Here is an 11,729-nt window from a genome sequence, read left to right as displayed (position 1 = left end):
CGGACGGGCATATCAGTCGACGGCGATCACGTCGCCGAACAATGCCCAGTTGTCGCCATCGAACTTCATCAGTGACATCGCCTCGATCGGCGCGAAATCATCGGCGGCGGTGTTCACCGTGATCCCCGGCAGCAGCATCGGCGCCTCGAACCCGTCGAGGTTGGAGGCCACCTTCATCAGGTTTTCGCGGGTCAGCTCATCGCCCGCCTGCGTCAGCACATGTTCGATGGTGTAGGCGGTGGAATAGCACGACCAGTCCCACCAGTTGCCGTCCGAGGCCTTGGGGAAATACTCGGCCTTGAAGGCCTGCCACGCCTGCACATCCGCATCCTCGGCGTAGGCGGGGTTGGTCGGCTCCTTCAGGTACTGGGTCGAGATGATGCCAGTGGAATGATCCAGCCCCGCAGGCTCCAGCACCGCCGATTTGGCGTTGGAGACAGAGACAAGGAACTGCGTGGCATCCCAGCCGATCTCGCCCGCGCGCCGGATCGCCTGCGCCGCGAACTTGGGCGAGGCGACGTTGAAGAACACATCCGCGCCGCTTTCCTTCAGCGTCGACATCTGGCTGTCGACGGTGGCCGCCGAGGTGTCGTAGCTGACCGCCGAGACCACCATGCTCTCATCGCCCAGCTGGTCGATGAAGGCATCCATGTAGTCGCGGCCGAAGTCGTCGTTCTGGTAGAGAATGCCGATCTTGGCGTCGGGCATGTTCTCCTTGATGTACTTGGCATAGATCCGCCCCTCCGCCGCGTAGCTGGGGATATAGGGCATGGTCCAGGGATAGTTCTCGGGGTCGTCCCACTTCGATGCGCCAGTCGTCAGGAACAGATGCGGCACCTTGCGCTGGTTCATGTAGCGATGGATGGCCGAGTTCGTCGGCGTACCGATGTTGCCCGCGATGAAGAGCACGCCTTCGCGCTCGACCAACCGCCGGGCCTGCTCCAGCATCTTGGCCGGGTTGTAGCCATCGTCCTGTACCGAGACGCTGACCTTGCGGCCGTTGATGCCGCCCTTGTCGTTGACCATGTCGAAATAGGCCGCAATGCAGGTGCCGGTCGAGCCATAGGCCGAGGCCGGACCGCTGAGCGGCACGATGGTTCCGAACTTGATCTCGTCGTCCGAGGCGCCCTTGTCATAGGTGGCGGCCATTGCGCCGCTGGCGAGGGTGAGGCCCAGTACGAGGGCAGTGGTTGATTTCAGCATTGTCGGTTCCTCCCTGTCTGCTGTTATCTGTTGGTGTGCGTGGTGAGCTTGTCCTTGAACCAGCCGAGCATCCCGGCCAGTCCGCGCGGCTGGATCGCCATGATTGCGATGATGACGCCGCCATAGACGGCCCAGCTTCCGCCTTGCCAGATCTCCTCGGTCACGTTGGGCACCATGACGATGAACACCGCCCCCAGCAGCGGGCCGACCAGTGGCGAGCAGAGCCCGCCCACGACGACGGCGGTGAACAGCGAGATCGACAGGAAGAACGGAAAGCTGTCAGGGGCCACGAATTGCACGGCAACCGCCTGAAGCGCGCCCCCGACCGAGCAGGCCAGCACCGAGAAGACAAAGGCGCGGGTCTTGGCGCGGGTGACGTCAAAGCCCATGGCGCGGGCGGCGATCGGGTTGTCGCGCGTGGCGATCCAGGCCTTGCCATTGAGCCCGCGCACCAGCCGCAGGGTGAGGAAGGCGAAGAGCAGGAAATAGCCCACGACCGCGAGATAGATCGACTGGTCAAGGTCCAGCCCCGCCCATTCGGGCGCGGGGTTGATCAGCAAAAACAGCCCCTGCACGCCGCCCGTCCATTCCGCAAAGAGGTCCGAGCGCAGAACCGTCGGCGTGGCAATCGCCAGCCCGAAGGTGGCCAGCGCCAGATAGACGCCTTCCAGCCGAAGCGCCGGTTTGCCGATCAGCCATCCTGCGCCCATGCCGACGACACCGGCGATCACCGGTGTCAGGGCAAATGGCACGGCGAAACGGTCGATGCAGATTGCGGCCGCATAGGCGCCGATCGCAAAGAACGCGCCGTGGCCCAGCGAAATCTGGCCGTTGTAGCCCATCAGCACGTTCAGCCCCATCGCGGCAATGGCGTAGGACAGGATCGAGGACGCGAGGAACAGCTCGTAGCCTTCCAGCACCCCGGTCGCGGCCAGCAGGGCCAGCGCCGCGGCGCCGTATCCGAGCCGCGCCAGAGGAAGCGAGACCTTGCGGCTGCGGGGGGCGCTCAGGGCCTGGGTCATGTCTGTGCTCTCCATGGTCATTTCACACCCTCCGCGTCACGATTTCACCGAAGAGACCCGCGGGCCGCACCAGCAGAACCGACAGGATCAGCATCAGCGCGATCAACTCGCGGAACTCGATGCCGTAAGGAACATAGGCCGAGACCATTGCCTCCAGCACGCCGACGATCAGCCCGCCCAAGGCGGCACCGAAGGGGCTGGTGATGCCGCCCAGAAGCGCCCCTGCAAGGGCAAATATCAGCGGCGCAAGGCCCATGCCGGGATCAAGGAATGTCACCGGCGCGATCATCACGCCCGCCACGGCACCGATCCCCGCCGCCAGCCCCCATCCGAGCGCCAGCATGACCGACACGTTGATCCCCACAAGGCGGCTGCTTTCATGGTTGTCCGCTGCCGCCCGCAGCGCGAGGCCGAGGCGGGTGTAGCGAAAGAAGAACCAAACCGCCGTCAGCACCGCCACGGTGGTCAGCAGCGATCCCAGCGTATGCGCGCGGATCGACAGGTCCTCCATCAGGCTGATCGAGCCGTCGGAAAATGCGCTGGGGAAGGGTTTGACTTCGTAGTTCCAGATCGCGCCGGCAAGGCTGTGGATGCTGAGAAACAGCCCCACGAAAACCGCCACGACCACCAGATCGTCGGCCTTGGCAAAGGGCCGGACAACGACGCGCTCCAGCACAATGGCCCCGACGAAAGACACCGCCACGGTCAGCAGGATCGCAGGCCAGATCGGGACGCCCATCTGCACCAGCGTCCAGGCGATGAAGGTGGAAAACACCGCCATCTCGCCCTGCGCGAGGTTCACGTGGCCGGTGGATTTGTAGATCATCACCAGCGCCAAAGCCATGATCGCGTAGATGCCGCCAGACGACAGGCCGATGATGAGTTGTTCTAGAAAAAAGGTCATGCCCCTGCCCCCTCTGCCGCGACGTCGCCCAGATAGGCCCGCGCGATCTCCTGGTTCTGCGAAAGCTCCTTGGCGGTGCCCCGCGCCACGAGGTTGCCCACCTCCAGCAGAGCGGCGTTCGAGGCCAGTTTCAGCGCGAGGTTCGAGTTCTGCTCGACCAGCAGCATCGACACACCGGCATCACGCGCGATCTGATCGAGGATCTCGAACAGCTGCTTCACGATCACCGGCGCCAGCCCGATGGACGGCTCGTCCAGCAGGATCAACCGCGGTTCGGCCATCAGCGCCCGGCCAATCGCCAGCATCTGCTGCTCGCCGCCTGAAAGCGTGCCGGCGTGCTGGCCCACGCGCTCTTTCAACCGTGGGAAATAATCGAACACACGGTCGAGCGAGCGCTGGAAGTTGCCGCGCTTTTTCGCGGTGAAGGCGCCGAGCCGCAGGTTGTCCATCACCGTCAGGCTGGTAAAGGTGCCGCGCCCGTCAGGGACATGCGCAACACCCATCCGCGCGATGGCCTCGGGGCTCTTGCCGGTGATGTCTTCGCCGAACAGCCGCACCTCGCCATGGGTTTCGATCATGCCGCAGATGGCGCGCAGCGTAGTGGTCTTGCCCGCGCCGTTCGCGCCCAGCAGCGCCGTAACGCCTCCAGCGGGCACCGCAAGGTCAATGCCGTGCAGGATGCTGCCGTGGCCGTAAGAGGCCGTGACGTTGTTGAGCTCCAGCGCATGTTTCATGCCGCTTCCTCCCCGAGATAAGCCCGCAGGACCTGCGGATGCGCCCGCACTTCATGCGGCAGCCCGTCAGCGATCTTCTGGCCGAAATCCATCGCAACCACGCGGTCAGAGACCTTCATGACAAGGTTCAGGTGATGTTCGACCAAGAGCACCGCGACCTTGAACTCGTCGCGCACCTGCCGGATCAGGTCTTCCAGATGCCGCACCTCTTCGCGGTTCAGCCCGCCGGCGGGCTCGTCGAGCATCAGAAGGCTCGGTTGTGCGGCCAGCGCCCGGGCGAACTCGATCCGTTTGCGCACGGCGAAGTTCTGATCGGCAATGGTGTGATCGGCGATGTCCGCGAGGTCGAGCAGCGACAGCAGATGCATGATCCGCTCGCGCGTCTCGGCCCGTTCCCGGCGCACTTTCGCACTGTTGAGGATGTCTGCCGCAAGGCCACCGTTCATCGCGAATTGCGCGCCGGTCAGAACGTTTTCATAGACCGTCATCGTCTCGAACAGCGCAATGTTCTGAAAGGTGCGCCCGATGCCGCGGGCCGCCATATCCTCGGCGCCCAGCGGGGTGATGCTCTCGCCCCTGACGAGGATATCGCCGGAACTCTGGCGATAGAGACGGCTGAGGCAGTTGAACAACGTCGTCTTGCCCGCGCCATTGGGTCCAATAAGCCCGAGGATCTCTTGCTCGTGGATTTCGAGTGAAATCTCGTTGAGGGCCACAACACCGCCGAACTTGATGGTGAGATCCCGCACTTCGAGTAGTGGATTGCCGTTTTGCCGCACAGTGCATCCTCCCTGCCTGCGGGAATCTCCCATATCCCCGCATTAGTGTCCGACATTAATTGCAATCTGGCGGTTGGTCAAGTCTTTCTCCGTTAGTGTCCGACAAGAATCGCATCCGGAGAGGCTGTGCGGCGGCGGTCCGCTACCGGGGTGCCGCGGCAAAGGCCTCCCACAGATGCGCGGCCACAGGCCCCCTGCCCGCCCCGCGCTGGCGGAAGACATAGACCTCGATGTCAAAGCTGAGGTGGGTGTGCGGCAGGACGATCTCCCGCAAGCGATCTTGCGCCAGCTCTTCGGCGATCAAGTGCTCGGGCAGACGGCCCCAGCCCAGCCCCGCCAAAAGCAGCTGCTTCTTCATGTGCAGGTCGCCGACGTACCACCGCCGCTGCCCCTTCTGGACGCCCAGTTCTCGGTCAAACAGGCCAGCGGCCTGCCCGCTGTCGCGCGCGATGATCTGGTGAAACCGCCGAAGCTCGGCCAGCGTGAGCGCGCCCTCCATCGCCTCCAGAAGCGACGGCGCGGCGACGTTGCGCATCACCGACCCGGCCAGCGGGCTGTAGTCGAAGCCCGCCTCTTCCAGCATGACCGGGATCGCCGGCGCCAGGCCGAGCGCGGCCTCGCCGGATTGCACCGCCCCGATCGCGCCGGACAAGACCTCTGCGCGCAGCACGAGACGAGTGTCGGGAAAGCGGGTCTGCAGCCCGGTCAGTACGGGCGTCAACAGGGTCGGATCGGCGGCAGCGTCGATGGCTAGGGTGATCGTCTCTTCCTGCCCCTTCTCGAAATGCCGGATCAGCTGGGTCAGGTCCTCGGCCTCGGCGAGCACCCGCAGCGATTGCAGATAGACCCTCCGGCCCACCGGCGTCAGCTCGAGCCGGTAGCCCGAACGGTCAAACAGCTCCGTCCCGGTCTGGAACTCCAGCGCCTTCAAAGCCTGGCTCACCGCAGGCTGGGTGCGATTGAGGCTCTCGGCCGCCAGTTTGACCGTTCCGGTTTCAACCACGGCGCGCAGCACTTTCAACTGGTCCAGTTTCATCTGCAACTCCACCTGATAAGCATCTCTAATATAGATGCGGATAAAATATAAATTTCAATATCGCATTGCCGCGCCTATGTCTGCATCAACGCCAGAGTCATCAATCGAAACGGGCGCGCCCCTGTGTTCTGCACGCGGGACCGCCTTAAAAGGAAATCCCCCATGTCCAAACGCATCGCCATTGTCGGCGGCGGCTACATCGGCGCCGATCTCGCCAAGTCCCTCGACGACACCGCCGAGGTCACCTTGATCGAGCCGCGCAGCCATTTCGTTCATGCGCCCGCGATGATCCGCGCCGTTGTCGATCCCTCGCTGACGGACCGCGCCCTGATCCCTTACGACCGCCTGCTCACAAATGGCCGCGTGGTCCGCGCCCGCGCCACCGGCATCGACGCGACCGGCGTGACGCTGGATGACGGCCAGAGGGTCGAGGCGGATTACATCGTCGTCGCCACCGGCTCGTCCAATGCCATGCCGTTCAAGCCGGTGGGCTCTGACATTGAGGGGCTGCGCCAGGCCAATCAGCGCATTTACCAGCTGGTCAAGGCCGCACGCACCATCGGCATTGTCGGCGCCGGGGCCGTCGGCACTGAACTGGCGGGCGAGATTGCCCATGCCATGCCGGACAAGAAGATCACGCTGATTTCGGACACCGACCGGCTGTTTCCCACCATGCCGGACAAGTTGGGCGACGCGCTGGCGAGCAAGCTGCGCGACGCCGGCGTGACCCTCGTGCTCGGAAGACGCGCCGAGAACCTGCAAAACCTGACCGAGCCCTACGCCGGCAGCCTGACGCTGTCTGACGGGTCCGAGCATGACTTCGACCTGATCTTCCCCGTCCTCGGCTCCCGCGCCAGCTCCTCTCTTCTCGAAACCCTGCCCGACACGCAGAAAAGCACCGCAAACCGCATCAAGGTGGACCCCTGGCTACGCCCCTCTTCGCTGCCCAACGTCTTTGCCGCCGGAGACGTGTCCGACGCCGGCGACGGCATGACCATCGTCGCCACCAGCCGCCAGCTGCTCTGGCTCAAGTCCACGCTGAAGGGCCTGATAGCGGGCAAACCGCTCGAAGAGTTGAAATCCTACAAGCCCTGGGGCGCCAGAGCGCCGATCCTCGTGCCGCTCGGCCCGAAGCGCGGCAATTCCTTCCTCGGCCTGTTCACCTCGGGTGATTTCGTGACCCGGAAGATGAAGGGCGAGGACCTGTTCATAAAGAAATACCGGAAGCTGCTGAACCAGGCCTGAAAAGCGGCGGGTTCCCGGCGATATCGGTCACAGGAGGCTGGCAAACCGACTTGTTCGGTCTGCCAGCCTCTGTCGACGTTTGACATCAGGGCCTGAGGTCCAAGACGGCTGTTGGCGCGCCGCGGACCGTCGGTGCGCTGTCGTGGCGCGGAAATTGCCTCCACCCTCGAACGAGGCCCCCTATGCCATGCCCACAGGCACACGGTTGGGCTGGATGTCGTCAGGGCGGGACATGAGGATCTCGGTCAGGTCGGCCTGCAGTTGCGCGTGGTCGGGGTTGTCGAAGAGGTTGACCAACTCGTGCGGGTCCGCCTCGAGATCGTACATCTCCCCCGCGCCGGACTGAAGGTCCACGGTCAGCTTGGCTGTCTTTGACCGCACCGTGCGCAGTGACAGGCCCACGCCCACCCGGCCCGGCTGAAGTTCCCATTCCGACAGCGCCCCGTCGCGCGTGCCGTCGCCGGAAATGACGTCGCGCATCGACTGGCCGTGGATCTCCATCAGGCTGTCGGCGCCGGCCCAGTCCATGAAGGTGGCCCCCAGATCGAGCGTCGAGAGCGGCTCGTGGCTGACCTTGCCCACGGGCACGTCCGGACCCTTGACGATGGCGCGCACGTTCAGCAGCCCCTCGAAGGGCATCGGCCCCTTCAGCACCAGCCCGTGATCGCCCAGCCAGTCGCCGTGGTCGGCTGTGTAGACGATATAGGTGTTGTCGGCCAAACCCTGCGCCTCCAGCTCGATCAGGATACGGCCCACCGAATGGTCGATCAGCGCCAGCTGACCGTAGGTGTTGGCGATCACCTCGCGCAGGTGCTCGTCGGGGATCTCGGGATAGCGGGAATAGCTGGTGCGCACCTCGGCGCCCTTGCCTTCGATCTTTGTCTCGACTGCCGCCTTGTGCCACCATGGACGCCCCTCGAAATCGCGGGTCCGATGCTCCGGCATATCGACCTCTTCGGGCCGGTGCAGCGAAGCCCAGGGTTCGGGGCAGTCGAAAGGGTGGTGCGGATCGGGGAAGGACACCCAGAGGCAGAAGGGCTTGTCATGGTCCTGCTTGAGGAAGTCGATGGCGCGGTCGGCGATCCAGGTGGAATTGTGCCAGGCCACCGGCAGTTTCGACGACCAGACCTGCGGCGCGCCGCCGTGGTCGCGGTGGCTTTCCCACAAGAGCTTGTTCTTCCAGTCGCCGCGGCCGTCGCCGTAATACCATTCCTCATAGGCCAGACCGCGCGGCGGCTGTTCCGGCAGCCACCAATTGTGGCCGATCTGGACCAGTTCAGCGTGATCAAAGCCCATGTAGGGCCCGCGCCAGCCCTCGGGGGCATTGGCCGAGCCGGGGATGCTCTCGTAGGTGCCTGTGTCGTCGTAGACGTGATAGGTGGCGAAATGCGCCTTGCCGATCTTGGCCGTGTGATACCCCGAGGCCGAAAGCGAGGCGGCAAAACCCTTTTCGCCGATCTCCGGATCAAGATCGATGCCGTTGTCATGCACCCCGTGGGTGCGCGGCAGCAGGCCGGTCAGGATCGACGCCCGCGCCGGCTGGCACACGACACAGGGGGTGATCACCGTCTCGAGGCTGGTGCCTTCGCTGGCCAGCAGGTCGAGGTGCGGCGTCTGCACCTTGCGGCCGCGAAACCCGTAGCAATCGCCGCGCTGCTGGTCCGAGGTGATGAACAGGATATTGGGGCGGGTCATGGGGTCACTGCCTTTGGTTTGCGAACGGAGAGATAGACCACGGCCACGGCCGCGAAGATGAACAGCGCTGCGATCGGGCTCTTGAGCAGAAAGAAGGGATCGCCGCCGGTGGCCGAAAAGGCCTGTCGCGCCGTCATTTCCAGCCGGCCACCAAGGACGAAGCCGATGACGAAGGGCAAGGGCGAGATGCCGAAGCGCTTCATGAAATAACCGAGGATGCCGAAGCCGAAACCGAACCAGATCGCGCTCATCGAGGTTTCCTCGACGTAGAGCGAGGCCAGCGTCAGCAAGAGCACCACCGGCAGCAGATACTGTTTTGGAATGCGGACCAGAACCCCCAGCCAGCGCATCAGCGCGCCGCCGACGGTCCAGTTCAGCAGGTTGGCGATGATCATCGTGGTAAATAGGCCGAAGGCGATCACCAGTTCCGGGTTCAGGTCGGCCGAGAACTTGAAGACCGCCGGGCCGGGGTTGAATCCGCCGATGCTGTCGGCGGCGAGGATCAGGAAAACCGCCGCGGTATTGCCGGGGATGCCCAGCGACAGCACCGGGATCAGGTTGGCGCCGGAGACCGAGGAATTGGCCGCTTCCGTGGCGGCGATCCCCTCGGGCGCGCCTTCGCCAAACGCCGGATCGCCGGGGACCTTCTTGCGCGCATGGCGGCGTTTTCCGGTGGCATAGCCGATAGTCGCGGCGAGCGTCGAGCCGATACCGGGTAGCGCGCCGATTGCCGTGCCGATCAGGACGGAACGGCTGATATAGGGAAAGATTCGGCGGATGTCGGCCCAGTGCAGGCGCTGGTCGCCTTGGTCTTTTGCGACCTCGATGGTGCCGGTGCGGCGGGTCTGGTGCCAGAGTTCCTCCAGTTCGGAAAAGATCGCGCCGATCACCAGGATACCGATCACCGCGGCGGTGATCGGAATGCCGTCAGAAAGTGCCGGCAGGCCGAAGCTGAGGCGGGGATAGAAATCCTCGCCGGTGCCTATATAGACCGCCAGCAGACCGAGGCCGCAGCTGAGCAGCCCCTTGGCCGCCGAGCCGCCCACCACCGCGGCGATGAAGCTGAGCGACAGGATCAGGAGCGCGGTCTTTTCCGGCAGGTCGAGATAGGCTTCGACAAGGATCGCCAGGAAGGGCGCGCAGACGATCAGAACTATGTCAGAAAATGTGTCACCGGTGACCGAGGAGAAATGCGAAATCCTCAGCGCCTTGCTGGCCTTGCCGGCCTGCGCCATCGGATAGCCGTCGAGCGTGGTCATGTAGGCGTCGGGCGTGCCGGGCGTGTTGAACAGGATCGCGGGCACCGCCCCGCCGACGGTCGAGCCCTTCATCACCCCGATCAGAAAGCCCAGCACCGGCAGCAGCGCATCGGCGTTGTAGCCGAAGATCGAGATCAGGATCGGCAGGGAGATCGCCATGGCGATCACGCTGCCAAGCCCGGGCGTCGCGCCGACCACGATGCCGAGGATCAGCCCGAAGGTGACCATCAGCACGGTGATCGAGATGGGCAAGCCGAGGATCGAGAAGGCCTCCGGCCCCTGAAAGACCGCCAGCACCCCGAGCCAGATGTAGTCCATCACGCCGATATCGGTCATCACACGTCTCCGTTGGGCGGCAGCAGGATGTCGTCGAAAGGCAGATCGTAGAGCAGGATGATCCCCGCCACCGCCGCCACCGCGATCCAGAGCGCGCGCCAGCTTGGCCGCTCTTCCACGAAGGCGATCATCGAAAAGATCAGCGCCCCGCCGCCCAGCACGAAGCCGATGTATTTCCACGGTGTGGTATCGCGCAGCAGCCGGTAGTCGCCCCCTTCAGCCAGAAGCGCTGCGAGCGCCGGCCCGGCCCAGCGCATGACCGTCAGGCTGATAACGCCAATCCCGATCATGGCTCCGATGAAGCGCAGGTTGTCACGGCTGGGCCTTTCGCCCTCTCGGCCATCAAACAGCAGCAGCACACCGGCCAGCAGCACGAAGACCGCGGCCAGCATCGGGGCCAGGCTGTCGCCGACGGTGTAGCTTCCGCGCTTGCGCTCGACCAGCCAGGTCTCGGTATCGAGCGGGATCCAGACGAAGATCACCAGGATCGCAAGGGCAATGCTGCCCAGACCCAGTGCCTTGGTGGCAGTGAGGTTCCGCATGTCGGTCTCGCAGATGTTCGGGAAAAACGCGGGCGACAGGGAGCCGCCCGCCAGTCAGGGAGAGTTATTCCGAGGCCGCGGCGATCAGCGCACCGGAGGCATCGAAGTCCTCCTGCAGCGCCGTCTCGAGCGCTTCGCCCTGGATCACCACCGGACCGCCGAAGCCGCGGGTGATGAATTCATTGGCCTTGCCGCCTTCGTCGGTGACGATCTCGGCAATCGCCGCGGCGATGGCCTCGCGCGCGGCCGGGTCCATCTCGGGGGGACCGGCGAACAGGAAGGAGATCTCGTTGACGAATTCGACGCCGTAATCGGACAGCAGCGGCGCCTCGGGCGAGTTGGCAAGCGGCTCGCTGCGCGCCGAGGCCAGTTCGACCATGTCACCGGCGGCGACCGCCTTGGCCTGGATGCCGGCGCCAAAGCCCACGTCCATGTCGCCCGCGTTCAGCCCGTCCATCACGGCCTTGCCGCCGCGCACCGAGATGATGTTGAAATCGACCTCGTTGCGCAGCCCGATGACATAGGCCAGGTCGCCGAGGGCGCCGGTCATCACGCCAAAGCGGATGTCTTCGCCCGCCCTGGCAGCCTCGATCACGTCGCCCAGCGTCTTCCAGCCTTTGGAGGCCAGCGCCATGACGGCGATCTGGGTTCCGGCGGTGGTGGTGATCGGTGTCACGTCCGACGGCTGACCGGCCCTGGCCGCGGCCATGTTGTAGCCCAGCGTCTCGGAGACGATCATCGCGATGGCGGTGCCGTCGCCCGGCTGCTCCTTGAGCGCGTTCACCGCGTTGAGCCCGCCCTTGCCGGTCACCTGCTCGGGGATCACCTTCCAGCCGTGGCGCTGCTCGAGCTCTTCGGCGATCAGCCGGGCCTGGGTGTCGGCCCCGCCGCCTGCGGCGAAGGCAATCATCATCTTGATCGGCCCCGGCGGGGTCCAATCCTGCGCGTAAGTGGCCGTAGATACACAGAAACCT

The 11,729-nt window shown here is 64.7% G+C and carries 11 protein-coding genes; 1 reads left to right on the top strand and 10 read right to left on the bottom strand.

What is annotated here, in order from left to right; translation table 11 throughout:
• Positions 1 to 12: 12 nt before the first annotated feature.
• The 6 genes from ACN0SE_RS01640 to ACN0SE_RS01615 form a co-directional block, all read right to left on the bottom strand.
• Positions 13 to 1,203, bottom strand: coding sequence for an ABC transporter substrate-binding protein (locus ACN0SE_RS01640; RefSeq protein ID WP_417522727.1), 1,191 nt, complete (start codon positions 1,201 to 1,203; stop codon positions 13 to 15).
• Between the two features lie 23 nt (positions 1,204 to 1,226).
• On the bottom strand, positions 1,227 to 2,225 hold the full coding sequence (locus tag ACN0SE_RS01635) for a branched-chain amino acid ABC transporter permease (RefSeq protein WP_417522726.1): 999 nt from the start codon (positions 2,223 to 2,225) through the stop codon (positions 1,227 to 1,229).
• Between the two features lie 22 nt (positions 2,226 to 2,247).
• Positions 2,248 to 3,129, bottom strand: coding sequence for a branched-chain amino acid ABC transporter permease (locus tag ACN0SE_RS01630; RefSeq protein WP_417522725.1), 882 nt, complete (start codon positions 3,127 to 3,129; stop codon positions 2,248 to 2,250).
• Positions 3,126 to 3,863 (bottom strand): ABC transporter ATP-binding protein, encoded by a 738-nt coding sequence (locus ACN0SE_RS01625; protein WP_417522724.1) that lies wholly within the window; start codon positions 3,861 to 3,863, stop codon positions 3,126 to 3,128. Before ACN0SE_RS01625 ends, ACN0SE_RS01630 begins: the two co-directional genes overlap by 4 nt.
• Positions 3,860 to 4,612: an ABC transporter ATP-binding protein gene (locus ACN0SE_RS01620; protein ID WP_417522723.1), complete on the bottom strand. Its 753-nt coding sequence runs from the start codon at positions 4,610 to 4,612 to the stop codon at positions 3,860 to 3,862. Before ACN0SE_RS01620 ends, ACN0SE_RS01625 begins: the two co-directional genes overlap by 4 nt.
• Positions 4,613 to 4,784: 172 nt before the next feature.
• Positions 4,785 to 5,678, bottom strand: a complete 894-nt coding sequence (locus ACN0SE_RS01615; protein WP_417522722.1) for a LysR family transcriptional regulator — start codon at positions 5,676 to 5,678, stop codon at positions 4,785 to 4,787.
• 123 nt (positions 5,679 to 5,801) lie between these two features.
• On the opposite strand from ACN0SE_RS01615, the gene ACN0SE_RS01610 reads away from it, so the two are divergent.
• Positions 5,802 to 6,923, top strand: coding sequence for an NAD(P)/FAD-dependent oxidoreductase (locus ACN0SE_RS01610; RefSeq protein WP_417522721.1), 1,122 nt, complete (start codon positions 5,802 to 5,804; stop codon positions 6,921 to 6,923).
• A 180-nt stretch (positions 6,924 to 7,103) separates the two neighbouring features.
• On the opposite strand, the gene ACN0SE_RS01605 is transcribed toward ACN0SE_RS01610, so the two are convergent.
• From ACN0SE_RS01605 to ACN0SE_RS01590, 4 genes are all read right to left on the bottom strand, one after another.
• On the bottom strand, positions 7,104 to 8,618 hold the full coding sequence (locus tag ACN0SE_RS01605; RefSeq protein WP_417522720.1) for a sulfatase-like hydrolase/transferase: 1,515 nt from the start codon (positions 8,616 to 8,618) through the stop codon (positions 7,104 to 7,106).
• The gene (locus ACN0SE_RS01600) at positions 8,615 to 10,213 is read right to left on the bottom strand and encodes a tripartite tricarboxylate transporter permease (RefSeq protein WP_417522719.1); all 1,599 of its coding nucleotides are present in this window, start codon (positions 10,211 to 10,213) and stop codon (positions 8,615 to 8,617) included. The genes ACN0SE_RS01605 and ACN0SE_RS01600 overlap by 4 nt, the downstream gene beginning before the upstream one ends.
• Positions 10,213 to 10,755, bottom strand: a complete 543-nt coding sequence (locus tag ACN0SE_RS01595; protein WP_417522718.1) for a hypothetical protein — start codon at positions 10,753 to 10,755, stop codon at positions 10,213 to 10,215. Before ACN0SE_RS01595 ends, ACN0SE_RS01600 begins: the two co-directional genes overlap by 1 nt.
• Positions 10,756 to 10,819: 64 nt before the next feature.
• On the bottom strand, positions 10,820 to 11,668 hold the full coding sequence (locus ACN0SE_RS01590) for a tripartite tricarboxylate transporter substrate-binding protein (protein ID WP_417522717.1): 849 nt from the start codon (positions 11,666 to 11,668) through the stop codon (positions 10,820 to 10,822).
• Between the last annotated feature and the right edge of the window lie 61 nt (positions 11,669 to 11,729).

It is taken from the genome of Marinovum sp., assembly GCF_048263515.1.
Taxonomy (GTDB): domain Bacteria; phylum Pseudomonadota; class Alphaproteobacteria; order Rhodobacterales; family Rhodobacteraceae; genus Marinovum.
This window is presented reverse-complemented; position numbering and strand designations above follow the sequence as displayed.

Coding starts and splice junctions, on each gene's coding strand:
- ACN0SE_RS01615 (WP_417522722.1), bottom strand. CDS start 5,678: ATGAAACTGGACCAGTTGAAAGTGCTGCGCGCCGTGGTTGAAACCGGA.
- ACN0SE_RS01625 (WP_417522724.1), bottom strand. CDS start 3,863: ATGAAACATGCGCTGGAGCTCAACAACGTCACGGCCTCTTACGGCCAC.
- ACN0SE_RS01600 (WP_417522719.1), bottom strand. CDS start 10,213: ATGACCGATATCGGCGTGATGGACTACATCTGGCTCGGGGTGCTGGCG.
- ACN0SE_RS01630 (WP_417522725.1), bottom strand. CDS start 3,129: ATGACCTTTTTTCTAGAACAACTCATCATCGGCCTGTCGTCTGGCGGC.
- ACN0SE_RS01595 (WP_417522718.1), bottom strand. CDS start 10,755: ATGCGGAACCTCACTGCCACCAAGGCACTGGGTCTGGGCAGCATTGCC.
- ACN0SE_RS01635 (WP_417522726.1), bottom strand. CDS start 2,225: ATGACCCAGGCCCTGAGCGCCCCCCGCAGCCGCAAGGTCTCGCTTCCT.
- ACN0SE_RS01590 (WP_417522717.1), bottom strand. CDS start 11,668: ATGATGATTGCCTTCGCCGCAGGCGGCGGGGCCGACACCCAGGCCCGG.
- ACN0SE_RS01605 (WP_417522720.1), bottom strand. CDS start 8,618: ATGACCCGCCCCAATATCCTGTTCATCACCTCGGACCAGCAGCGCGGC.
- ACN0SE_RS01640 (WP_417522727.1), bottom strand. CDS start 1,203: ATGCTGAAATCAACCACTGCCCTCGTACTGGGCCTCACCCTCGCCAGC.